Genomic DNA, 25,193 nt, shown 5'->3' on the forward strand with positions numbered 1-25,193 from the left:
TAATGTCGCAGTAATACTAACGTAATATCCACAGTGCATTTTTGCGGCATCTTTTAAAAATCAAAAAAAAAATTATGAGAAAAAATTTCGCATTCATCGCTACTGCCATTTTATTAATAATGGCAAATTGGGTACACGCAGCTTTAGTAGGTGTTTCAGCAAACATTACGAGCAACACTACCTGGACAAGTAATAACACTTACTTGCTTCAGGGAAAAATCTTTGTGAAGAACAACGCCATTCTAACAATTCAACCTGGAACAATTATCGTTGGAGAAAATGCTACACAAGGTTCGTTGATTATTACACGAGGTTCACAAATCATCGCAAATGGAACTGCAGGAAGTCCTATCGTTTTCACATCAGAGCAATCTCCGGGATCGCGTTCATACGGTGATTGGGGTGGTTTAATTATATTGGGAAATGCCCCACTAAACAGTCCGGGGGGTACAGCCATTATTGAAGGCGGATTTACAGCTCCAGATGGAGAATATGGTGGAAACAACCCTACAGACAATAGCGGCATATTACGTTATGTTCGTATTGAGTTTGCAGGTATAGCCTTTCAACCAAATAGCGAAATAAACGGACTAACATGCGGTGGTGTTGGCTCGGGAACCATCATCGATTATGTAATGGTGTCTTTTTGTGGTGATGATTCGTATGAATTTTTTGGTGGCACTGTAAATGCAAAACACTTAATTGCATATCGTGGACTAGACGATGATTTTGACACCGACTTAGGTTACAACGGCTTAGTTCAATTTGCAGTTGGGTTGCGCGATCCTAATGCGGCTGATGTAAGCGGCTCTCATGCTTTCGAAAGTGATAATGATGCTACTGGATCTACCAACAGTCCGTTGACTAGCGCACGTTTTTCAAATGTTACACTATGTGGACCTTACCCCACAACAGGCGGCACTGCCAATGCGAATTATAAGGCTGGTGCTCGTCTTAGAAGAAATACAAATCAAAAAATATATAATTCATTGGTGATGGGATGGAATTTTGGTCTGTGGGTAGATGGCACATCATGTGAAAACAATGCAAACAACGGAGCTTTGGAGTGGCAAAATGTTTTAACGTCAGGAGTGCCCAATGCAACTACACATACGCAGAATCCAGGAAGCAGCTTTAATACAACCACTTGGGCAGCGACCGGCAGTTATAATAACCTAACCTATACCAACAACAGCGATATTATGTTGACTGATGCATTCAATCTGGTTAATCCCAATTTTTTACCAATGGTAAACTCTCCGGCTTTAAATAGCGCTGCGTTTACAAACGGAAATTTAAGTGACCCATTCTTTGAAGTAGTCAACTATTGTGGTGCCTTTGGAAATAGCGATTGGACAAAATGCTGGGCAAACTTTGATTGTCAAAATACAGATTACGAAAACTTATATACTAATGCAGGTGTAGGTATTAACAATGCACCAACGGTAACTATTAGTTCTCCTTCACCATTACAATTTTGTAAATCGAAATTGATAACAAGCAGCACCTCTCCTGTAATAGCCTATCAGTGGTTTAATGGCGCCACTCCTTTACTTAATGCAAATGCAGCTACCTACACTGCTACAGCTACAGGCGGCTATAAACTTCAAGTAACCAATGCCGCAGGTTGCAGCAGACTATCTAACAATATCAACCTTACTCGCAAACCAGATCCTGCTACTCCGCAGGTAGGAGCATCATGTTTAAATAACGTAACAAGTTTGGGTGTTACAATTGCATTTCCTGCTTATCAATGGAAGCGGAATGGATTTAATATTAGCAATAGCAACACTAGAACTATTACTCCAACACTTGCAGGAAATTATAATGTAGTGGTTACAGGAAATAATGGTTGCACATCTTCTAGTGTTGCCAAAACCTTTCCGGTAAGTATAACTCCTACGCAATTAACTGCTGCTAAGTGCAATAAGAATTATTCTGCTACCACAGGCTCATTAGCATGCGTTGCAGTAACAGGCACCAATAAGGTGCTTTACGAATTTAGGAACGCCAACAACCCTACCGTAGTGTATGCAACTAAAGTTGGTAATTTAACTGGATTTGTGTTGAGCAATGTTTCTCCTGCATTACAAGTAGGCCAAACATATAATGTAAGTGTTAGAACCATAATTGGCAGAGATACAGCCTGTTTTGGAGCTTCTTGTCCTATAAATATAACTACTGCACGCGAGTCAAACGACTTAAGCTTGCAACTAAACGCTCCAATGTCGGTATATCCTAACCGGGCAACAAACAACGCTAATATTGAGTTCGAGCTAAATGCAGATGCAATGGTAAAGGTTGAGGTAGTAGATCAACTTGGAAAAGTAATAATGTTGAATGCAGATCAAATGCATAATGCAGGCAATAGCTTAATTAATATAACTACTAGTGAATTGCCAAATGGTATTTATACCATTAAAATGTATATCAATGGTGAATTAAACAGCACCAACCTGCTATCCATTGTAAAGTAAGTTTTTTTCTATTTTTAGTTTGGGGGAGCAAAGGCTCCCCCTTTTTTATTTCTTCAATATTAGTATAACCTATGCAATAACAATTTGGTTATTTATTAGTAATCTACATATAACATACCATAAGGTAAATAGGTAAACATTTGCAATCTCTAAAAAACCTAATTAAAAAAGAAAAAACAAAAAAAATGAAAAAAACATTTATTCTAGTATTCACTTTATTCTGCGCATATGTTAATGCTCAAGTACCAAACAATGACTTTGAAGTTTGGACAAATAATGAACCAAGTGATTGGTACACGAGTATTCAAAATGGTTACGATAGTACCATTTATCAATCGGCAAATGCTCATGGAGGTCAATCCTGCGTTCACGGTGTTGTTGCCATAAATAGTAATGGGCAAATAGGCGGACCACAATTAACTTCAGCAACGCTATCAAATAATTTTCTAGGATTTCCAGTAAGTTCGAATTATGATAGTGTACGATATTTTTTTAAGTTTAATCCGGTAGGAGGCGACATGCTCATTATATCTATTGGAATTCATGATGCAAACACACTATCAGATATTTGGCTTGACCAGGAAATTATTACAACCCCTATTTCGAGTTGGACAGAAGTAGCAAAGAAAATTGATTACTCGCAAGGTGGAAACGCCACCAATTTTTATCGATTTCTCTATAGTTGATTATTTAGAGCCTATGACTCACTCCACATAGGTACAGATTTTTATATAGATGATGTTATATTATTTAACACAACAGCTGCTTTATCGGCTGAAACCAACATGGGCAATGTTAAAGTATATCCTAATCCATGCACCGACTTGATTAATGTTACTTTGGATCATGCAAATGAGAATGCTACATATATGTTATATGATTTAAGTGGCAACAGTGTAAATACCCAATATAGCCGCCAAAACCAATCGCTTATAATAAACACATTGGGCCTGCCTAATGGTTTTTATTTTTTGAGCGTATCTACTGACAATAGCATTCAACATATTAAAATTCTAAAAACCAACTAACCCTGTTTTACATTTTGTTCACAAATTGTACATGCGTAAAAGCATGTGCAATTTGTTGTCATAATAATGACTTACCCACTTTTTGTTTTTTATTAATCACCAACTTATTCAATAAAATAAATGAAGTATTTATACTTAGTTTCATTGTTGTTTTTTTTTCTTTTACTTAGTCAAAGTACCTTGGCTCAAGGTACCAAAATTGAAGGTATCGTTATAGACAAGTCAACCAAAGAGTTGCTAATTGGTGCAAGTGTTGTAATAGAAGGAACTACCACAGGCAGTATTTCAGACCTAAATGGCAAGTATTCCATTATTTGTGATTCTACGCAAAAAAAGGTGAACCTAGTTGTTACCTATTTGGGATATAAAAGCACAAAAATTTCTGGCATTGAAACAAAAAATAAATCAACAACCATTGTTTATATTGAAATGGAAGTTGCAGGCGAAGAAATAGCTACCGTAGAGGTTTCTGCAGAAGCAAACAAAAGCTCAACCATGTATCTAGTCAACTTGTTACAAAACAGCATTAGTATGTCTACTGCTTTGGGTCAAGATGCGATTAAAAAATCACCTGATAAAAATGTTGGCGAAGCACTTAAACGATTGAGTGGAGTAAGCGTAGTTGAAAATCGTTATGTAGTAGTGCGTGGCTTAATAGATCGCTACAATTATGCCATGCTCAATAATATGCCATTATCAAGTTCAGAACCCGATCGCAAAGCATTTAGTTTCGACTTACTGCCTTCTAGTTTAATTGACAATGTGATTGTTTCAAAAACGGCCTCTCCGGAAATGCCTGGCGAATTTGCTGGGGGATTAATTCAAGTTAATACTCGTGATGTTAACAATGAAAATTTTATACAAGTCTCAGGCAGTGTTGGTGGCAACACTCAAACCACCTTTCAATCTGCAGTGCAATACGCTGGCAGCAAAAAAAACTGGCTTGGTTATGATAATGGTGATCGCAATTTACCAGAAGATTTTCCGGATGCACTATCATACAAAAAACTATCGTTAACAAATCAAGCATTACAAAGTAAAAGAATAAATAATGATTGGTTGCTTGAAACAAAAGATAAAGTTCCCCTCAATCAAAGTTTTCAAATAGCTACTTCTCTTAGTTTTAATTTATTTAAAAACAAAGGAGGAATATTGCTTAGTGGGTTTCGTACATTAAACAATCGCATGATAATTGCCGAAGAACGCAACGATTTCGATTTGCAAGGCAAATTATTCAGCTTCACCGACACAATTTATCAACAGCAACACAATTCCGGGTTACTTTCTGGTATAACCTATAAGATACGTACTCACGGAAAATTATCTGTAAAATTATTGCTAGGGGGCAACGCTACCGAACGAAACCTGATGCGCGAAGGAATCAGTTATACAGCATCAAGGCTTGAAAGAGCAAACTCAAATGAATATGTAATTACCAATTTTGCCTCAGGACTTTTACAATATGAGCAAGAAATAAAACCATTAAATGCTAAATTGACCTTAGGGTATTCGGTCACTAATCTCTATCGCAGTATTCCCAATTTAAGAAAAATGTTATTTACCACTTCAGACTTGATTGATACCACCACCTATTTTGCACAAGTGCCATTTGGCAGCAGCAATCCCGCCTTAGCCGGTAAATTTTTCAGCACATTAAATGATATTACGAATACGTATAAAGTGGATTACTCCATGCCATTAAATCTTAAAAATAAGAATCAACTTATTAAAGCAGGTTACCTTCAAATTGACCGCGAAAGAAGTTTTGGTGCACGCGTGCTAGGATACGTATTGGGCAACCCACTTAACTATAACCTTACACTTTTGCCTCAGGATTCGCTTTTTTTAGCAGAAAATATAGATGCAAAAAAATTCAGACTGGTTGATATTACAAACGATATTGCCCAATACAAAGCCACTTCGGCAAACAATGCAGGATACTTAATGCTTGATAATACAATATTTAAATCAATTACGTTAAGATATGGAGTGCGTTACGAAAAAAAGTCACAGACCTTGTGTACAACTGTAAATCAAAAAGATTCGGTTGCCACCACAACTTTTAAGAATTGGCTACCTTCAGTCAATGTAATAATAAATACAAGCGCCAAAACGAAAATTCGTTTGGCTTATAGTAATACTGTGGCGCGGCCTGAGTTTAGAGAGCTGGCACCTTTTGCCTTTTATGACTTTATCGAAGTATCATCCGTACGTGGCAACTCGAACTTAAAGTCTACTACTATTTACAATTATGATTTGCGCTTTGATTTCTATCCAACTAATGGTCAGTTTGTTTCTGCCTCGCTGTTTTACAAAAATTTTATCAGTCCTATCGAAGTAGTTTATGATAACTCGTCAGGCGGAGGTTCGCGTATTTTCACCTATGCTAACCTAACCAGTGCGGAGTGTTACGGCATCGAATTCGAAACCAGAATAAAACTCGCGAGTCAAGGTTTTTTAGAGAATAGTAAGTTTTTCAACAACCTTTTTTTGGTTTCTAATATGACCTTTTTACAAAGTAATCTGGATTTATCATCCATACCTAATTCTTATGAGAGCGAAAGGGCACTGCAAGGACAGTCGCCTTATGTGATTAATGCAGGGTTGGATTACCGAACAACTAAATCAGGACTAGGAATCACTATTTTATACAATAAGATAGGACGTAGGGTAATCGTTACCGGAAGCGATAATTTTCCTGACATTATGCAAGCACCCCGCGAGCTGGTTGACATTTCTATATCAAAAACGATTTCAAAATTTGGTGAAATACGATTCACGCTAAGTGATATACTGAATCAACCCGATACCTATTATCAAGACGTAGATAAATCAAAAACATTTATTGCAGAAAATGATAACCTTATGCGTAAATTTATTTATGGCAGCGGTGGAAGTTTGCAGTTAACTTTACGCTGGTAGTAAGTTACCTTGTTGATTTGATTTATGGGTTTCATACAATGCATGCACTATGCCATCGGCCAAACCAATTTCGGGCACCACAAGATAATTGATGCCTGTATGTTCCATTATGGTAATAAATATTTTTAATGCAGGTTCTATTACATCTGCCCTGTCAGGTTTTAGCCCCAAAACTTCGATGCGATCGTTAAGGCTGTAACTTTTTATGTTATCATTTATTTCATGAAGTTTTGCAAGTGTAAGTGGCTTGTTTTGCTTTTTTGCCATCTTTATAATCTTATTGATGTTGCCACCGCTACCAATGCCTACTAGTGCTTTGTAGTCCGCTGTTAATTCTCTTATCTGACTTTTGAATTCTGAAAAATATTCTTTGCTTACCTTGTTTTGCAACATGCGGATGGTACCAATATTATAGGAGCGCGAAAAAATTGTTTTACCATTATAGAATAGGGTGCACTCGGTGCTGCCGCCACCCACATCAATATATAAATAGCCAATGTTGGGTTCGAGCTCTTCTGCAATGTGATTAGCATAAATAAGTTGAGCCTCGGTGCTACCGTCTATCACTTCAACATTAATCCCTGTTATTTTTTTTATCTCCTCTAAAATTTGCTGCCCATTTGCTGCTTCGCGCATGGCAGCTGTTGCACAGGCGCGGTATGAAATTACCTGACCAACATCAATTAACAAAGAAAAAGCATGCACAATTTTTATCAGGCGTTCTTTCTTTTCATCAGATATGTAACCTTTTGAAAAAACATCTTCGCCCAACCTTATAGGAACACGGAACAGCTCTTCCTTTTTAAAAACTATTTCTTTTTCTCTTTCAAAAACATTGCAAAACAGCAGCCTTGCAGCGTTACTTCCTATATCAATTGCAGCAAATTTCATGATTGAAGTTTAATCAATTTTTATTAATGTAATAAAGGCCTCTATGCCTTACTATTTTTAAGACAAAGACAGTTTATTAAGTCTGTAAAATTAGCAGTTAGATAGTTTTGCCGTCTGTAATAAAAATTTGTTTTCAACAACAGGACTTGTAGCTCAACATAATTTTTAATTGAATTCCCTTCAAGCTTTAAGCCGTTGTTTGCATCCGCTATAGACCTTAAGCCTGTGTAGAAAATTTTAATTGCTGATACTGCCATTCCTGATAGTTCAACTTTTTAGCACCGACTTGGTTTGTTTGCAGACGATATTGATTTAATGTAGCAATATTTAGCGACCTTGCCTTTACCTTATCCTGCCATTGCATTTCTAAATTCGAAATAATAAATTTTTTAATTTCTTCATCAAGTATTGGAATTGCTACCTCGGAGCGGTTATCTAAATTTCGCGACATCATGTCGGCCGATGAAATGTACACTTTAGGGTCGCCCTTATTTCTAAAACAGTACACGCGGGCATGTTCCAAATATCGGCCTACCAGACTCATGGCTTCTATGTTATCACTTATCCCCGGTATTTTGCATTGTATAGAGCAAATGCCTCTTACGATTAGCCTGATTTTTACACCCTTTTGTGATGCTTCGTATAATTGCTTTATTATTGATTCGTCAGTAATGCTATTGGCTTTAATAATTATTTCTGCTTCCATTCCCTTTTCGGCAATTTCAATTTCGGTTTTAATAAATTTTTCAAGCTTTGGGCGCATGCTATGAGGAGCAACCAATAGCTGTTGAAATGAATGACGCTTGATATTGTCCATGTAATAACCAAACTGTGATGCAATTTCAGATGTTATTTTAGAATTTTTGGTAAACAGACCATAGTCGCTGTAGATGCGAGCGGTGTCTTCGTTAAAATTTCCGGTACTAATATAAGCGTATCTGCTTAGCTGCTTATCCTCAAGCCGTGTAATAAGCAACAGTTTGCTGTGCACTTTATACCCGGGAACACCATAGATTACATTTGCTCCTTCTTCAATTAATTGTGCTGCTTGCTTTATATTATTCTCCTCATCGAAACGAGCTGTAACTTCAATAATGCATGTCACCTTTTTTCCATTCTTAAGTGCGTGTATTAATGCATTTACAATTTTGCTATTGCGTGCAACGCGATATAAGGTGATAAAAATCTCTTTGGTATTTATATCCAACGATGCTTCAATTATAAACTCGAGTACATGATTAAAGGTGTTATATGGATAATAAAGTAAAACATCCCTTTTCGAAATTAGGTTAAAAATACTCGATTTTAGTGGCATCATGGCATGTCGCACAGGATCGTTTGTGTGAAAACGTAATGCTGCCTTCCCAATATTCGGGAACTTAATAAAGTCTCTGAAATTATGATAAATGCCACCCGGCAGCACATTGTCGCTTTTCATTAGTTGCAAGCCCTTCATCAGCATGTTCAGAATATAGTTTGGCATATTGTCATCATACGCCAGGCGGGTAGGCCTGCCTGTTTTTCGTTTCTTAACACTGTCTGAAATTTTTTTGACAATGCTTTTTTCCAAATCATTATCAATAGTTAGCTCGGCATCACGTGTAATCTTAAATGTATAGGCGTTAATTTCTTCGTAATCCTGGTGATAAAAGATATCTTCCAGGCAATGCCTGATAACATCATCTAGTAGGATAACATATTTATTTTCGGGGGGCAATACAATAAATCTGGAATGCGATGCGGTAACAATTTCAATAATATAAACAGAACGTTTTCCGGCTTTCGAAAAAATTTCTACCGCAAGGTAAGCAGTGCGGTCTTTGATATGAGGAAATTTATTCTGCGAATTTAAAAACACAGGAGCAATGTGCGTGCTAATTTCAGTCTGGAATAATTGCTTAATATAGCTTGATTGTGTTTTAGATAATTGCTTATTGTTAATGATGAAAATGCTATTGAGCACTAGTTCTTTTAATATTTGGGTATAGGTTTCTTCAAACTGCTCGCTTAACTCAAGTACCTTTTCTTGAATTTGATCGAGCAAAAAAGTTGGATCAACAGGTATGTGCAATTTTTTTAAAGTAGTTTTATCGAGGCGCTCCAAGCGTTTATAGAAGGCTACACGTACACGATAAAACTCGTCCTGATTATTAGAGTAAATTCCCAGAAAGCGAAGACGCTCAAGCAATGGGACACTCTTATCTTGTGCTTCCTGCAACACACGCTCGTTAAAAGAAAGCCAGCTTAATTCGCGGTTTATAATTGGAACATCAGCACTCATACCAAGGGTAAATAATGTCTCAACTCAGCTGTATCAAAAAACTTGCTCCACGTTGCTGCTTTTGATTGCAACACCATGGCATCGCCCTTTTGCATGCTATACATTTCCTTAAATTGCAGGGAGGCTATCACCTCATCCAGGCAAGGATTATGACCTACCAAACACATCCTTTGCTGCTTATTATCAAACTTACCTACAACTTGCAGTAGTGTTTTTGAGTCGCACATGTACAACTCTGGAAGAAAGTGGATGCGGCTAAAATCCATATTAAACTCAGTTGCTAAAACCAAGGCGGTATCGTAACATCTTGCTGCAGGGCTTGAGTAAATATGACTAAAGGAAACCTTCTGATTATGTAACTGGGCACTTGTTCTTATAATTTCAGCAACACCAGTTTTCTTAAGGGGCCTGCAAATATCGCCAAAGCTCCCACCCTTTACTGCTGTTCCATGCCTTATTAACACTAGCTGCTTCATATACGTTTTGTTTTTATTCCGGTAAAAATGCCAAATATTAACATAGAAAGCATACTGGTTAATTAAAAACAATAATTAAGTAACGAATACTTAATAATTATTTCACATATACTAATGCCATAATAAACTGCAAGCTAATCTCCAATGCTTGCTTAACCTATTTTTATACACACTAAAAATGAAGTCAGTGTTTATTGGCAACTGCTTTCTACCCATACTGCAACTTGAAACGCTATGCTTGCCGCTATACACATTTTTGTAATAAGTTCGAATTTAACGTAACAATTAAATACCAAGACAATTGAATGCGATTAGGTGGGTAGCGATTTCAATTTAGATTACCCTTCGCTGTAACAATAACCATATACGTTAGGGTACACTTTGCATAAACTAAGTGTAATTAAAAATTTTAATCCTGTTCTTTTAAATAAATGGGTGTTATTTTTTTTAAAATGCACAGTGAGGTAAGTCAAACAAAAATATATGCTTATTGCACGTACATTTGCTGCCAAGATAAAATATGCAGATTGTAAAAATTATTTTTGGTAACCTTTGGCGTTGGTGGTTTTTTCTGGTTGGAATATGCCTCTTTTTACTGTGGTATCCGGTGTTGTATATTTTGTTAAGCAATCCAAAATACTTTCACATTGGCTTTAGGCTCATGCGTTTCAATGCTAACTTGCTATTTGTGCTGTCGGGCATTCGAAAAAAAATTTCGTTTACGGTGCCATTAGATAAGAAAAAAACTTATGTGTTTTGCATCAATCATTCATCCTATCTTGATATTGCAACAAGCTACGTGGCTATCAATCATTACTTCCACATCATGGGCAAGGCAGAATTAACTGCCATTCCGCTTTTCAATATTTTTTTTAAAAAGATGAATATCCCTGTAAACCGAAACAGCATGAAAGAGTCGCATGGCTCATACAAGCGCGCCAATCACGATCTGCAAAAAAATATTTCAATTGTCATCTTTCCCGAAGGCACCATTCCGGTTCATACACCTGAGTTGGGTAATTTTAAGAACGGAGCTTTTCGCCTCGCGCTTGAAAACAAGGTAGATATTGTTCCGGTAATATTTTTAGATAATCATCAACTAATGCCTGACAACCGCACCATGCGCAAGTTTGGCGGCAGGCCGGGCCTTTGCCGCATACACTTTGAAGCGCCTGTGAGCTCCTCCCATTTGCAAAACAGCGATGTAAGCCAATTGCGTCAGCACACATTTAATGCAATTAATAAACACCTTACCCATAAGTAAGATTAATATTTAAACTATTTTTGCATCTCGCAAAATCTTACATGGCAAAGAAAGATACGCTTACCCGTAAGCAAGCATATAACAAAGAAGAGTATAATTTTACATTGCTCGGCATCAATACACCTATGCGCGACTATCGCTTATGTCATGAGATAAACCGCGTACTCGATATAAGCCTCGAAAAAGTGGATGATCATTGCATTAGCTTTGGCCTCAAAATGGCTCCGGTTGGTTTTAGTAAATATGTTTTTACAGATACTTCCAATTTTCAAACCATACTGATACAAAACAAAAGCAACGAACACCGCCTTATTCCCGAAATGCAACTGGCAGATTACTTTATGATTTTTTTGCCTTACTACCCGGGCAATATTGAACCCTTGCATAAGAGTTTGTTTTCGATAAAAAATGTACAAATGGTTTTTGATATCGTTGCCTTAAAACTTCAACACCGCGATAATTTACTATTTTAATAACTAGCAATAACAAAAAGAGATTCTTGATAAATGATAATGAATAAAACAAAAATAATAGCAACCATAGGTCCGGCATCGCAATCGCCAGCGGTGTTGGAACAACTCATATTGGCCGGTGCCAATGTATTGCGAATTAATGCTTCGCATGGTAAGCGCGAAGATCAGAAGCAAATTATTGATGATTTGCGCAAACTGAATGACAAGCTGAAAACCAATGTGGCCATCCTCTTTGATTTGCAAGGCCCCAAAATCAGGATTGGTGAAATTGACAGTGCACACGCAGAACTAACTAATGGCCAAGAAGTTGCATTGACCACCAAAGAAAGCATTGGCAACAACAAGCGCATCTATGTAAAATATCCTTCTTTTATAAAAGACGTCAAAGCAGGGGATAGAATATTGATAGATGATGGAAATATTGAACTCAAGGTACTTAGCAATAACAATCTGGACGAAGTAAAAGCACTGGTGGTTGATGGGGGCATACTCTCAAGTAAAAAAGGATTAAATCTTCCTAACACAAAAATTTCGCTTCCATCATTAACCCCTAAGGATAAAGAAGATCTGGAATTTGCACTGGACAATGATGTAGAATGGATAGGCCTTTCCTTTATCAGAAGTGCGCGCGACTTAGAAGCATTAAAAAGTGTAATACGGTATAAGAATAAAACCAGCAAAACAATAGCCAAGATAGAAAAACCTGAAGCGGTTGCTGATATAGACCAGATAATAGCTGTAGCTGATGGTGTAATGGTAGCCCGTGGCGACCTTGGCGTTGAGATTCCGTTGGAAGAAGTGCCACTTATTCAAAAAATGATTGTGCAAAAGTGCATAGAAGCGGGCAAGCCAGTAATTATAGCAACCCAAATGATGGAAAGCATGATAAGCAATCAGCGCCCAACCCGGGCCGAGGTAAACGATGTGGGCAACAGTGTGATTGATGGAGCCGATGCGGTTATGCTTAGTGCCGAAACATCGGTAGGCAGAGACCCTGTAAATGTGGTGCAGCACATGCTACGTATTATTATGACTGTGCAGAAAAACGAAGGAATTTATTACCACAACCACGCCCCCAACCGGGAGTCGCGCACTTTTATTAGCGACAGCACTACCTATAATGCCTGTGTTATAGCACAACAATGCAATGCAAGCGCCATTGTAACCATGACCCACAGTGGCTATAGCGCGCAGCGCATAGCAGCCCAACGACCCAAAGCCAACATCTATGTGTTTACTGACAATCATTTGCTTCTTACCCAATTCAGCCTTGTGTGGGGCATACAGGGCTTCTTTTACGATAAATACCACCACACCGATGAAAACATTACAGACATAAAAGAATTTATCGAAGAAAAAAAATATGTAAACAAGGGGGATATAGTCATACACATTTTCAGCACTCCGTTGCAAGCGCGCGGCCGTGCCAACACCATAAAGATTAATGCTATTGATTAAATCCTGATTTTAAGACCTCCCGTAATTTTTTATTTCCGTTTTTAAAATAAATCATTACATTTGCACCACGATAATGAAAGGATAAGGGGAACGAAAGTCCCCTTTTTTGTTAGCTATGAATGTGAACGATATAAGCAGCCGGGTGGCATCATTATTAAAAGATGATCAGTTTTTAGTAGAGGTAAAAATGAGCCTCGGCAAAGTAGCTGTAAGCATAGATAAACCTGCCGGTATTACCATCGAAGAATGCAGCGCCCTAAGCAGGGCATTGTACGATCAAATGGAAGCCGTGGGGCTAACCCTTACGCACGAACTGGAAGTAGGTTCTCCGGGCATGGATACCCCATTAAAGGTACCTGCGCAATACTTGCGAAGAATAAATCGCGAAGTGCGTGTATTAGATGCCGATGGAAAAGAATACCGGGGCATACTCAAAAGCGCTAATAATCAAGGATTCAGTGTTGAAGTACAAAGAAAGGTAAAAGAGCAAAACAAAAAAATTACCTTAACCGAAGTTGTCAATTTTGAATACGAAAAGATAAAAGAAACTAAACTGATATTGAATTTTTAAAAAAAACAAAACGCAGGATAACCTTACCAATGCCTGCATAAAAAAGAAACAGCAATGGACCACAAGATTTTAATTGAATCGTTTGCCGAGTTTAAAGAGTTTAAAAACATTGATCGTGCTACCATGATGAACATTTTGAAAGAAGTGTTTTCAGCCATGATACGCAAGAAATATAACTCAGACGAAAATTTTGACATCATTGTAAACCCCGATAAAGGTGACCTTGAGATATATTGGAATCGCGAAGTAGTAGATGATGAATTTGCCGAAGACAGTTTTGACTATGATGAAAATAAACACATCAGTCTGATAGAGGCCAAAAAAGTGGACGATGACTTTGAACTTGGCGATACAGTAACTACAGAGGTAACACTCGACTCGTTTGGGCGCAGGTCAGTGCTTAATGCACGCCAAAATCTTAAAAGCCGAATTCTGGATCTTGAAAAGGAAACCATCTACCAAAAGTACAAAGACCGAGTGGGCGATATTATTATTGGAGAAGTATATCAGATTTGGAAAAAAGAAATTTTGCTTAAAGATGATGAAGGCAATGAATTAATACTTCCAAAAGGAGAACAAATACCAACCGATTTTTATAAAAAAGGAGACAATGTACGAGCAGTTATTTTACGCGTTGAAATGACAAGTGGCACACCAAAAATTATTTTAAGTCGCACCGCTCCTGAATTTCTTGAGCGTTTGTTCGAGTTAGAAGTTCCCGAAGTAGGCGATGGATTAATTACCATAAAGAAAATTGTACGTGAACCGGGAGAGCGCGCCAAAGTTGCTGTTGAATCCTATGACGACCGCATTGATCCGGTAGGAGCCTGTGTTGGTATGAAAGGATCACGCATACATGGAATAGTGCGTGAGTTGCGAAATGAAAACATTGATGTAATCAATTTTACCAACAACATTAATCTACTTATATCTCGAGCCCTAAGCCCGGCAAAAATTTCAGAAATTAAACTTGACGAAAATTCGAAACGGGCTTCGGTATTTATGAAACCCGATCAGGTAAGCCTTGCTATAGGCAAAGGCGGCCATAACATACGCCTGGCAGGAAAACTTACCGGTTACGAAATTGATGTGTATCGCGAAGGCGAAGACGAATCCGAAGATGTAGATTTAGATGAATTTACAGATGAAATAGATCAATGGATACTTGAAGAATTTAAAAAGATTGGTTGCGATACCGCAAAAAATGTACTGTCATTGTCCTTTGATGATTTAGTAAAGCGCACTGATTTGGAAGAAGAAACTATCCGCGAGGTAGTAAAAATATTAAGATCTGAATTTGAATAAAAGGAAGATTCATTTTCAGGAAAAAAGAAGTCATACCACTAAAACATATTAATGTCGGAAGAAAAAAGCATACGATTTAGCCAGGCACTGAAAGAGTTCAACATTGCCAAAGATCATGCAATAGAAATATTGAGCAGAATAGGCTTTGTATTGGACAAAGGCCCCAATACCAAACTGAGTGCTGATGCCTATCAGTTGCTCGAAAAAGAATTTGCGGGCGACCGCAAAGTACGGGAGGCGGCCGACAACCTTGCTAAAGATAAGGGTCGCAGAGAAAATGTTGTAATCGACATTAAGTCGAAAGCTAGCGGCACAGGTCAGCGTCAGGAATCAGACGAAGGTGATGAACTGGACCTTAAGGATATGCTTGATAAGATTAAAGAAGATAGTGTAAAGACTCCAGGTAAAAATGTTATAAATACAAAAGAGGAAACACCCAAGGAAGAGCCAGTAGCCGTGGTGCCGGAAGCACCGGCCGAAAAAGAAGTCGTGCAGGAATTGGAAGTTGTAAAGGCCAAGATTACCAAGAAAGCGCCCAAGGTGCTTGATAAAATTGACTTGGATGAGGTAACACCTTCAAAGAAAAAATCTACGGGCACCAAAGCAGAAGAGACCGCAGAAGCAAAAAAAGAAACCAAAGGCAAGAGTACAAAGAAAACAGAAACCAAAGTTGAATACCCAGTGAGCCTGCAGTAGCTGATAAGGCTGTGGTTGAAGAAGTAATAACACCTGCAGCCCCACCTCCACCGGCAATAATTATTGAGGAAAAGAAAGAGCCGGATGTTATTCGTGCTACCGACCGTGTAGAAAAATCACTCGGGCCAAACGTTATCAGTAGAATCACTCCGGAAGAACTGGCAAAAATAAACGCCAAGCCTATTGGCAACGTTCCTCCCAAAAAATTAGATGACAAAGGATTAAAGAAAAAAAGAAAACGTACCGGTCGCGAAGCTTCGTCCAGCGATACTACGTTTGACAAATACCGCAATAGCGACCAAAGGCCTGCTGGCACAGGAACCGGCCCTACAGGCGGAACCGGCCCAAGACCTCCATTTAATAAGCCACATCCAGGTGGGGGTGCCAAAGGAAGATTTGATAAAAATCGTAAGCCAGAAACTGAGAAGAAAGAAATTACCTCGCAAGAAATTTCGGAACAGCTAAAGCGCGTGCAACAAGCCATGCGTGGCAAGCAAAGTGGTGCCGACAAACGCAGACGTGAAGAAAAAGAACGCGTAAGGGCACAACAATCGGAAGAGGTTGTTATAGACAAGAAAATTCAGGTAACCGAATTTGTAAGTGCCGATAACCTTGCAAAAATGATGGATGTTTCTGTTACCAAAATTATTTCTGCGTGTATGAGCCTTGGTATGTTTGTGTCTATTAACCAACGCCTCGATGCCGAAACTATTACCGTAGTTGCCGGAGAGTTTGGCTATGAAGTAGAATTTGTTTCTGCCGAAGTTCAGGAAGCCATTAAAGAAAAAGAAGATTCTGCTGAAGATTTAATATCACGCGCACCTATAGTAACCGTTATGGGACACGTAGATCATGGTAAAACAAGTTTACTTGACCACGTGCGAAGTGCCAATGTTATAGCAGGTGAAGCAGGAGGAATTACACAGCACATAGGAGCATATGAAGTAACATTAGAGAGCGGCAAGAAAATTTGTTTTCTTGATACTCCCGGCCACGAAGCTTTTACAGCCATGCGTGCACGTGGAGCAAAAGTAACCGATGTGGCAATTATTGTAATCGCAGCTGATGATAGTGTAATGCCTCAAACCATAGAAGCCATTAACCATGCCTCTGCTGCAGGTGTTCCCATTGTATTTGCCATCAATAAGATTGATAAGCCCGGAGCTAATTCAACCAAGATATACGAACAACTATCTGCCATGAATTACCTTGTTGAAGAATGGGGAGGCAAATTTCAAAGCCAGGAAATTTCGGCAAAGAAAGGCTTGAATATAGAAAAGCTGTTGGATAAGGTATTGCTTGAAGCGGAGATGCTTGAATTAAAAGCAAATCCAAATCGTAATGCAAAAGGAACCGTAATTGAAGCAACTCTTGACAAAGGACGCGGATATGTTGCGACCATGTTAGTACAAACCGGCACCATGCAAATTGGTGATGTAGTATTAGCAGGATGTCACAGTGGTCGTATAAAAGCGATGTATGACGAACGTGGGCATCGTTTAAAAAGTGCAGGCCCATCTACTCCGGTAATGTTGCTTGGTCTTAGTGGTGCGCCACAAGCAGGCGATCAATTTAACGTCATGGATGATGAACGCGAAGCACGTGAAATTGCCAATCGCAGAGCACAATTACAACGCGAACAAGGTATTCGTTCTCATAAACATATTACTCTTGACGAAATTGGAAGACGTCTTGCAATAGGTAACTTTAAAGAATTAAATCTGATTGTTAAAGGAGATGTGGATGGATCGGTAGAAGCTCTAAGCGATTCGTTATTGAAACTAAGCACCGGAGAGATTCAGGTAAATGTGATACATAAGTCAGTAGGACAAATCTCCGAATCAGATGTATTACTAGCCTCCGCATCCGAAGCAATTATTGTTGGTTTCCAGGTACGCCCAAGTCCGGCCGCGCGCAAGCTTGCCGAAACGGAAGAAATAGACATTCGCTTATACAGCGTTATTTATGATGCCATCAATGAAGTAAAAGCCGCTATGGAAGGCTTATTGGCACCTGAATACGAAGAAAAGATTATCTGCAATATTGAAATTCGCGAAACATTTAAGATTCCGAAAGTTGGAACCATTGCAGGATGTATGGTACTTGATGGAAAAATAACGCGAAATACTAAAGTCAGAATAATTCGCGATGGTATTGTAGTATTTACAGGCGAACTGGCATCGCTTAAGCGTTTCAAAGATGATGTTAAGGAAGTTTCATCAGGCTATGAATGCGGTTTAAATATTGCGAACTTTAACGATATCAAAGTTGGTGACATTGTAGAAGGTTATGAAAGTGTTGCAGTAAAACGCACCTTGTAACCAAGCATATATACGAAGTATAAAGCCGGAGTTTGTAACTCCGGCTTTTTTTTGTTGCCTTAAAACAACCAATTTGTTAAATTTAAAAAGTATGAGAAAGCATTCAAAAATATATGTAACTTCCATCCGTTTATATTAACATAGCCTTGTTAGTTAAGGGCATCAAGTAGTGCAAACATAAGCTGATATATAGTCTATTATTGCATACCAATGAAGATGACAAAGAACATATCACCAATCTATACCATGCAGATATTTGCATGGCTAATGTTGTTTTGCCTAAACCTAAATGCGCAAGTAGAAGTACCCCAAGAAGGTAACGATTGTGAAGACGAACCCGAATTCATTGCCTTAGACGACACCACCCTCTCTCTCGTACGCGAGGCTTCTGACTACGATTCAAGTTTTATATATACCATTAACGACTCGCTGGTAAAAGACGAAAATCTTATTAGAGCAGGTTTACTGTATGACCTTGAATCAAACACCATTGTTTGGGAGAAGGAAATGAATACAGCCTACCCAATTGCTTCTGTAACTAAAATTATGGTAGCATTAATTATCATAGAGGATATTGAAGCAGGTCGTTTAAAATGGACCGATAAAATTACTACCACACACTACAAGTACGTAGGAAAAAGGAAACGCAAACGTAAAGTATACTTTCACAACACCTACTCGCTGCGCGATATGCTAAAGATGGTAATGATAGAAAGTAATAACTATGCTGCTGAGTTAGTTGCTACACATGCAGGTAATGGCAGTATGTATAACTTTATTAAACGGATGAATACCAAAGCTGCTGAGTTGGGTATGTTAAATACTCAATACTCCAACCCTTCGGGTTTGCCCGCACGTACAGCTGATAAAGATAATCATGCTTCACCTCACGACTTATTACTTCTTGCTAAAGTTGCTTTAAAAAACAAAGCCCTGATGGAGATTGCAAATATGGGCTATGCCGAAGTATACAACGGACGTAACCATTATTGCATACGCAATCACAATGGACTTACTCGTGATTTTGTTAACGAGGTAGATGGTATTAAAACCGGATTTACCACCCGTGCAGGATTTTGTCTTGTTAGTAGTATGCGTAGATATAACCATCGACTTATAGCCATCGTACTTGGTGCACACAGTTCATATAGTCGTAATGCTTTTATCGCCAATATGGCAAGCAACTATTACGAATCAATTAAACTGGGGCCTCTCGGAATTAAATTAAATGACAGTTGCCTGGCTGCAGTAAAGCCAAATTTAAATAATGCTGATTTTAATTACCCTTCTATTCGAATTAACCCTTACTATATGCCACAGTCAGCTCCTATAGACAACACACTGGTAACTTTTAAAACCGTTTATGTGCAGGCCAAGAAATACCATAAAGTAAAATATGGTGAAACGTTAAGTGGCATTGCCGACAAGTATAATGTTGGCATGTCGCAACTCAAGAGCTGGAATAAACTTCGCTCAACTAATATTCGTTCAGGGCAACGATTAGCAATAGTTACTACGATTAAGAAGCAAATTCCGGTAGCCTCACAAGACATGAGCAATTCAACTGCCGGTGTTGTTAACGACACTGAGCCTAATGACAATAATGAAAATACACTAACAGGGACCAATGTGGCCAAGCATACGAAGACTGCTGTTGAATCAAAGGTCGTAGGAAGTGTAAAAGGCCCAAAAGAGGATTCTAATTCAGTTCTAAAAACAGGTGCTATTGCTACTGAAAAAAAATATTCGGTTAAACCCAAAGATGGCCTTTTTGCAATTGCCAAAAAGTATAACTGTACCGTTACACAACTTAAAGAATGGAACAACCTGAAGTCGGAGAATATTGAGGTTGGGCAAGTACTGGTTGTAGCCCCGGGTAACAATACCAACGATAATCTTGCATCAAATTCTTTGGGCGACACGACTAACACTAAAATTACAGCAGAAAAAAAACTGACAAATACAAAGTCGCAAAAAATTAAATTCGTTTATCATACTGTACAACCAGGAGATACCCTTTGGACAATTGCTCAAAAATATGCCGGTGTAACCGTATCAGAAATAAAAAAATTAAACGGAATAAGAAATCACAAATCGCTATTACCGGGTACTAAAGTAAAAGTTCCACTTACGTAAATAATTATTATCCAAATGAACAGATTGCTTATAATTATATTGTTGACATTCGTATGCATGCAGGTAAATGCGCAAAGCAAACCAGAAACAGAGATGCCGATAGATGAGACAACCAAATTGGTTACCTACACCAATGTGATTGAGATGCCTGATAATGATAAAGGAAAAGTTTATGACAAAGCCTTGGCCTGGGCTAATGCATTTTATAAAAACCCTACAGATGTAATCAGAGATAAAGATGTGGCTAGTGGCATCATCATTTGTAAAGCGCGGTTCAAAATTATGAATGTGCCTAAAAAACGTAGTGACATAACAACCGATGCAGGCATGGTACAATATACTTTAAAGATTGAAATGAAAGACAATCGATATAAGTACACACTAACCGACATTAATTGGAAACAGGTTTCTTACTATGCCATTGAGCGCTGGATGGATACACGCGCACCAGGGTATAGTGATAGCTATGCCGACTACTTAAATCAAACCAATCAGGAGTGTAAAAAAATTATTGCTGATTTGGTTTCTACGATGGTCAAAAAAGATGCAGCCAAATCAACTAATGATTGGTAAAAATTTGAAAATACTACTTACATTGTTTAAACTCAATTACTACAAAAACCTTTTTAATATATATTTTTAAAACACTATCAGTTTTACAACACTACGCAAAGTGTGCGCACATTGCTCAGGCTATATTTTTCAGGCTCACAAAATAAATCAAAACCACACAAATTGTAGTTATAAAATTACCATAAGCTTAGCAAAATTTTGATCTTGAAAAAATAACTTGCATTAGAAATTGAAATCCATTTTGGGATATGCTATCTTCGGTAACATTTTTCTTACAAAACTCGTAACCATGTCAAAACAATGTTTATTATTGTGTTGAATTTTACAAGATGGATAATTTTTGACTGCCACACATGAGAATAAAGACAAGCAACACTTACATCAGATTAGCCTAGAGAAAATAGTTTACCGGCCGCAGCCAAAGATTATTTGTACTGAATCTCAAATTTGATTTTTATAATCTAATTATATTTTAGTCTAACAATTTAATACTCTTAAAATGAAAAAGCCTGAAACTGTTTTAAATTCTGCCGCATTGTTTTTTTGTGTGAAGAATAATGCTAAATGCGCTGTGTCTGCTGCTGCCCCCCCCCCCCCGGGTAAGTTCACTTATAATAAAGTTATTAATTTTAGTGATGGCATTATTTCAATTTTCAATTTGTAAAAATTTAAATGCTCAAATCTACAATGACCCTGATGGCAACGCACATGACTCTGTGCTCATATTTGATAGATTTGGAAATACCTACGATATACGAGAGCTACAAATACCAGATAATGCTGCTCTAATAAGCATGTTTAATCCTTGCAACGCAGGTATATTTCGATTAGACTTTATGGATATAGGAAATACAGGTTTCAATAATACTACAGATGGGGCTGCATATAGAGCAGTTGCTTGTCAAGTCTTTACTGATTTATCTGAATTATTAATCGCAGCAAACAACCCCTATACTAATTTGCCTAATCCACCACCATTTGTTGACATCAGTCTCCGCGCACATACTGCGAGTACTGCAGTTGGCATTGGTTCCAGTTTTTATAATGAACAATTTAATAATGTACTATGGAATAACACAACCAATAGAGGTTTACTTGATGGAGAGGTATGGAAAACTATTAATGGAGGTATCAATTCCTTTAATTCAATCAATTTACTAGTGCCATCAAATGTATTTCATGGCTTCATCGAGTTGAATTTCACTTCAGGATTTACATTGAATACTAACTTTAATATTGCTACTCCGCCCGGACAATTGGATGTTTATGAAATTATATTACATGAAGCATTACACATGCTTGGTATTACTTCATTCATTAATAGTGCTGGAAATAGCATTCTTGCGGGTTCAAATTTTTATACAAGATTCGATTCACATTTGTTTTTAAACAATGCAAGCACTCCATTATTGAACCAAGTAAATTCTTGTGGCAATCAGACTTATTCAAATGCAAATTTAACCCCAGGTTTATGTAATATCAGATTCATAGATGGAGGGCTTAATCTGCCTGTTTTTTCACCTGCAATATTCGGACAGGGGCAAAGTCTTTCTCACTTAGATGGAACCTGCGCCCCTGTAACGTCTTATGTTATTAACAATGGAGGCGGTGGTTTTGGCTCTAATAGAAGGCATCCTACACAACAGGAAGTAGATGTATTGTGCGCTTTAGGTTATCATTGCTCAAGTGAATATGGAATTGCAGGCTCTGGTTTTGAAAACCATTTCGACACTTACACAGCATGCGGCAGTAGAATTGCCGGAGTTGATGACTGGTTTCATTTTAACACCACAAATCCATATGTTTATTTACAAGGCAATCCGCCACTACTACTTGATGATTTTTTATTAAATGACGAAGATGAGAGTTCGCCCGATAACAATCCTCATGCTTATGAATGCCCAACTATTATTTACGGAGCCGGTAACATAACGAACCCACTAGCTACATCCTTTGAATTTCAACCACCAGCTAATTATTCTGGATTGGCAGTTATAAGATATATTCCATTGGATGCAAATGGAAGAAAAGGCAATTTTGCTTATATTTTTGTTCAAGTGAATGATCTTACACCCGATGAAGCTTGTGGAAACACTGGTTGTAACATTGTAATTGATGGGTGCCTAGAACAAATACCCCCCTTAGGGCCACCTGCAATGCATTATTTTATAAACACGCACAACCTACAAAGCAATGCCTTTACAATAAATGGAAGTACGACTAATTCACCAGACCGCTATGGATGGGATGGATTTACTTGGTCAAGGTATCCACCTGCTGGTGTCACTATGCAAGGACTTGGCTGCGATGGAAATAATATTATAACAATAGCTCAATCGCATAACGGCCAACCTGCAAATAATTTTTATGCTGGATTGATTAACGCAGGTGCTAATCAAGAAGGGCTTTTCTTTCAATTGAATGCACCATTACAAACCGGAGTTACTTATTCCGGTTCATTTTGGGCATCTAGAAAAGATAGCTGTCCCACAGTTGTTGAAATATACAGCACAATAGGTATTCCAGGTAATGTTAACACGGCAACATTAAATCTAATTAGTTCTAATTCTGTGGTTGCTACCTATAATACCTGGGATAATTATGCATTTAGTTATACTCATAATGTTGTTGGGCCTGCACATGAATATTTAATTGTTCGTGTGGTTCCTACTCAAGGAAACAATTACCCTTATGTATTTTTTGATGACCTTTATATTGAGGCAGAGTTAAATGTTACAGCGAATCTCAATCATCCCTGCACGGGCCAAAATAATGGTAGCATTGATTTAACGGTAATTACACCTGGAGGTCCTTATACTTTCTTATGGAGCAACAGTTCCACCAATGAAGACATTACGAATTTAGCAGCAGGAACATATACAGTATCAGTTACAGATAATCACAATTGCACACATACTTATACTTATATACTTAATGATGGTGGATGCGACCCCGTTTCCATTATCAAAACAGTGCAACCAACTACTACTTATGCAGGAGATCCGGTAACATATGCTATAACAATTTGTAATAACACCACTGCGCCTATAACAGGTACTTTTAGCGATATTTTTGGTAACCCTGCAAATTTTTCAATCAATTGTAATGGCACTGCGAATCCATTCGACCCTCCGATCCCGTTTATTTTGCAGCCGGGATGTACCACTTTAACTTTTACAGGATGCTTTGTAGAAATAGGAAATGACCAATGTAACCTTGCCGTATTTACATATAATGGCAATACAATAAGTTCCGAAGCATGCGTAGATGTATTGGTTGGTTGCCCTATGATAGTTTCTGGTTTTGGGGATTGTGCACCAGGTTCAAAATTAAATATTTGCTATGGATTACATACTGTGGTAAGTAATGTAAATGGTTTTGATGGTATAATAATTTATCCCGATTTTCTAACTCCAACAGCCACTTTAGCAAGCACTTCAATACCTACAAGCTTAGGTGTTATTTCAAATGTTACATTTACAAATGTTGGCGCCTTGTCAACATATACTGATCCATTAAATTGTCCGGGTTGTGTGTATAGAAGCATGCAAGTTCAGTTGGATTATACCGGACCACAAACTTTTACAGCTTGGCCTTATACTTTAGGATGTTTCGAATTTGAGATAACTGGTACAGTACCACTTGGCCACAATCATTTTATACTAAGTTGCCAAGACCCTACTACACTTGTACTCAATAACACACAGCTAAACACCCAAGCTGGCCCGCTGCATTATTGGACACAATCGGGTCATTTATTATTAAACGGATGCCCGGGCATGCCTGCTTTACCTGACGCTGGCTTTAATATCGATAAACTAAGTTGTACCGGCCAGGTGACCGTCACCGCTACAAATACTTCTTCTACTGCAATACATAAATGGGAGTTTGGAGATAATAGAACAACACCTGTTCTTGGTGCCAATCCATATACTTACGACTATTTTGCACCAATTACCCATAGCAGTAACGGTGCAATCATACCACCTATAGACCCAGCGCCTCCGGGCACTTACACAATAACACATACAGTTTTTGATGGAGGGCTATACAATCAATCAACCCAAACAATAGATTTGTATCCTACTTGTTGCCCTGCAGATGTAATGATAAAAAGTGGCGAATCATCGAGCATGTATGGTTCATCAATTCTTGCTAATACCATTGATATTGAAGGTGTATTTAATAGAGATTAATTCAAAAAACTCCCTCCCCCCTCCCCGGGCCCCCCCGCCCCCCCCCCCCCCGCCCCCCCCCCCCCGGGTTTCCCTTTTTTCCCCCGGGGCCCCCCCCGCCCCCCCCGGGGGGGGGCTTTGCCCCC

The 25,193-nt window shown here is 38.3% G+C and carries 17 protein-coding genes; 14 read left to right on the plus strand and 3 right to left on the minus strand.

Going from position 1 to position 25,193, the window contains the following annotated elements:
- The first annotated feature begins 74 nt into the window (after positions 1-74).
- From IPO27_04165 to IPO27_04180, 4 genes are all read left to right on the plus strand, one after another.
- Positions 75-2,477, plus strand: coding sequence for a T9SS type A sorting domain-containing protein (locus IPO27_04165; GenBank protein MBK8845792.1), 2,403 nt, complete (start codon positions 75-77; stop codon positions 2,475-2,477).
- 185 nt (positions 2,478-2,662) lie between these two features.
- Positions 2,663-3,163: a hypothetical protein gene (locus IPO27_04170; GenBank protein ID MBK8845793.1), complete on the plus strand. Its 501-nt coding sequence runs from the start codon at positions 2,663-2,665 to the stop codon at positions 3,161-3,163.
- 99 nt (positions 3,164-3,262) lie between these two features.
- Positions 3,263-3,505, plus strand: a complete 243-nt coding sequence (locus IPO27_04175) for a T9SS type A sorting domain-containing protein (GenBank protein MBK8845794.1) — start codon at positions 3,263-3,265, stop codon at positions 3,503-3,505.
- Positions 3,506-3,625: 120 nt separating this feature from the next.
- Positions 3,626-6,427, plus strand: a complete 2,802-nt coding sequence (locus IPO27_04180) for a TonB-dependent receptor (protein ID MBK8845795.1) — start codon at positions 3,626-3,628, stop codon at positions 6,425-6,427.
- Here the strand turns inward: IPO27_04180 and IPO27_04185 are convergent.
- The 3 genes from IPO27_04185 to IPO27_04195 all read right to left on the minus strand — a co-directional run bounded on the left by IPO27_04185 (position 6,416) and on the right by IPO27_04195 (position 10,075).
- The gene (locus IPO27_04185; GenBank protein MBK8845796.1) at positions 6,416-7,318 is read right to left on the minus strand and encodes an exopolyphosphatase; all 903 of its coding nucleotides are present in this window, start codon (positions 7,316-7,318) and stop codon (positions 6,416-6,418) included. The genes IPO27_04180 and IPO27_04185 overlap by 12 nt on opposite strands.
- A 217-nt stretch (positions 7,319-7,535) precedes the next feature.
- Complete coding sequence (gene ppk1, locus IPO27_04190) at positions 7,536-9,599, minus strand: polyphosphate kinase 1 (GenBank protein MBK8845797.1); 2,064 nt, start codon at positions 9,597-9,599, stop codon at positions 7,536-7,538.
- Complete coding sequence (locus IPO27_04195; GenBank protein MBK8845798.1) at positions 9,596-10,075, minus strand: histidine phosphatase family protein; 480 nt, start codon at positions 10,073-10,075, stop codon at positions 9,596-9,598. Before IPO27_04195 ends, ppk1 begins: the two co-directional genes overlap by 4 nt.
- A gap of 520 nt (positions 10,076-10,595) precedes the next feature.
- Between IPO27_04195 and IPO27_04200 the strand changes: the two genes are divergently transcribed.
- The 10 genes from IPO27_04200 (at position 10,596) to IPO27_04245 (ending at position 25,068) form a co-directional block, all read left to right on the plus strand.
- Complete coding sequence (locus IPO27_04200) at positions 10,596-11,339, plus strand: 1-acyl-sn-glycerol-3-phosphate acyltransferase (GenBank protein MBK8845799.1); 744 nt, start codon at positions 10,596-10,598, stop codon at positions 11,337-11,339.
- A gap of 41 nt (positions 11,340-11,380) precedes the next feature.
- The gene (locus IPO27_04205) at positions 11,381-11,812 is read left to right on the plus strand and encodes an IPExxxVDY family protein (protein ID MBK8845800.1); all 432 of its coding nucleotides are present in this window, start codon (positions 11,381-11,383) and stop codon (positions 11,810-11,812) included.
- Between the two features lie 33 nt (positions 11,813-11,845).
- The gene (gene pyk, locus IPO27_04210) at positions 11,846-13,270 is read left to right on the plus strand and encodes a pyruvate kinase (protein MBK8845801.1); all 1,425 of its coding nucleotides are present in this window, start codon (positions 11,846-11,848) and stop codon (positions 13,268-13,270) included.
- 115 nt (positions 13,271-13,385) lie between these two features.
- Complete coding sequence (locus tag IPO27_04215; protein MBK8845802.1) at positions 13,386-13,841, plus strand: ribosome assembly cofactor RimP; 456 nt, start codon at positions 13,386-13,388, stop codon at positions 13,839-13,841.
- Positions 13,842-13,895: 54 nt separating this feature from the next.
- Complete coding sequence (gene nusA / locus IPO27_04220) at positions 13,896-15,146, plus strand: transcription termination/antitermination protein NusA (protein ID MBK8845803.1); 1,251 nt, start codon at positions 13,896-13,898, stop codon at positions 15,144-15,146.
- 51 nt (positions 15,147-15,197) lie between these two features.
- A complete protein-coding gene (locus IPO27_04225; GenBank protein MBK8845804.1) occupies positions 15,198-15,842 on the plus strand; it encodes a hypothetical protein in 645 nt (214 codons plus the stop codon).
- A gap of 182 nt (positions 15,843-16,024) precedes the next feature.
- Complete coding sequence (infB, locus tag IPO27_04230) at positions 16,025-18,163, plus strand: translation initiation factor IF-2 (GenBank protein MBK8845805.1); 2,139 nt, start codon at positions 16,025-16,027, stop codon at positions 18,161-18,163.
- Positions 18,164-18,379: 216 nt separating this feature from the next.
- Positions 18,380-20,299 carry a LysM peptidoglycan-binding domain-containing protein gene (locus IPO27_04235; protein ID MBK8845806.1) on the plus strand — a complete coding sequence of 640 codons (1,920 nt, stop codon included), beginning with the start codon at positions 18,380-18,382 and terminating at the stop codon, positions 20,297-20,299.
- Between the two features lie 15 nt (positions 20,300-20,314).
- Positions 20,315-20,872, plus strand: coding sequence for a DUF4468 domain-containing protein (locus tag IPO27_04240; protein MBK8845807.1), 558 nt, complete (start codon positions 20,315-20,317; stop codon positions 20,870-20,872).
- A 635-nt stretch (positions 20,873-21,507) separates the two neighbouring features.
- Positions 21,508-25,068 carry a hypothetical protein gene (locus IPO27_04245; protein ID MBK8845808.1) on the plus strand — a complete coding sequence of 1,187 codons (3,561 nt, stop codon included), beginning with the start codon at positions 21,508-21,510 and terminating at the stop codon, positions 25,066-25,068.
- Positions 25,069-25,193 lie beyond the last annotated feature (125 nt).

Source organism: Bacteroidota bacterium, assembly GCA_016714535.1.
In the GTDB taxonomy this organism is placed as follows: domain Bacteria; phylum Bacteroidota; class Bacteroidia; order AKYH767-A; family OLB10; genus JADKFV01.

What these genes read in the sequence shown, in the direction of transcription:
- IPO27_04165 (MBK8845792.1), top strand. Translation starts at nt 75, where the DNA reads ATGAGAAAAAATTTCGCATTCATCGCTACTGCCATTTTATTAATAATG.
- IPO27_04170 (MBK8845793.1), top strand. Translation starts at nt 2,663, where the DNA reads ATGAAAAAAACATTTATTCTAGTATTCACTTTATTCTGCGCATATGTT.
- IPO27_04175 (MBK8845794.1), top strand. Translation starts at nt 3,263, where the DNA reads ATGGGCAATGTTAAAGTATATCCTAATCCATGCACCGACTTGATTAAT.
- IPO27_04180 (MBK8845795.1), top strand. Translation starts at nt 3,626, where the DNA reads ATGAAGTATTTATACTTAGTTTCATTGTTGTTTTTTTTTCTTTTACTT.
- IPO27_04185 (MBK8845796.1), bottom strand. Translation starts at nt 7,318, where the DNA reads ATGAAATTTGCTGCAATTGATATAGGAAGTAACGCTGCAAGGCTGCTG.
- ppk1 (MBK8845797.1), bottom strand. Translation starts at nt 9,599, where the DNA reads ATGAGTGCTGATGTTCCAATTATAAACCGCGAATTAAGCTGGCTTTCT.
- IPO27_04195 (MBK8845798.1), bottom strand. Translation starts at nt 10,075, where the DNA reads ATGAAGCAGCTAGTGTTAATAAGGCATGGAACAGCAGTAAAGGGTGGG.
- IPO27_04200 (MBK8845799.1), top strand. Translation starts at nt 10,596, where the DNA reads ATGCAGATTGTAAAAATTATTTTTGGTAACCTTTGGCGTTGGTGGTTT.
- IPO27_04205 (MBK8845800.1), top strand. Translation starts at nt 11,381, where the DNA reads ATGGCAAAGAAAGATACGCTTACCCGTAAGCAAGCATATAACAAAGAA.
- pyk (MBK8845801.1), top strand. Translation starts at nt 11,846, where the DNA reads ATGATAATGAATAAAACAAAAATAATAGCAACCATAGGTCCGGCATCG.
- IPO27_04215 (MBK8845802.1), top strand. Translation starts at nt 13,386, where the DNA reads ATGAATGTGAACGATATAAGCAGCCGGGTGGCATCATTATTAAAAGAT.
- nusA (MBK8845803.1), top strand. Translation starts at nt 13,896, where the DNA reads ATGGACCACAAGATTTTAATTGAATCGTTTGCCGAGTTTAAAGAGTTT.
- IPO27_04225 (MBK8845804.1), top strand. Translation starts at nt 15,198, where the DNA reads ATGTCGGAAGAAAAAAGCATACGATTTAGCCAGGCACTGAAAGAGTTC.
- IPO27_04235 (MBK8845806.1), top strand. Translation starts at nt 18,380, where the DNA reads ATGACAAAGAACATATCACCAATCTATACCATGCAGATATTTGCATGG.
- IPO27_04240 (MBK8845807.1), top strand. Translation starts at nt 20,315, where the DNA reads ATGAACAGATTGCTTATAATTATATTGTTGACATTCGTATGCATGCAG.
- IPO27_04245 (MBK8845808.1), top strand. Translation starts at nt 21,508, where the DNA reads ATGGCATTATTTCAATTTTCAATTTGTAAAAATTTAAATGCTCAAATC.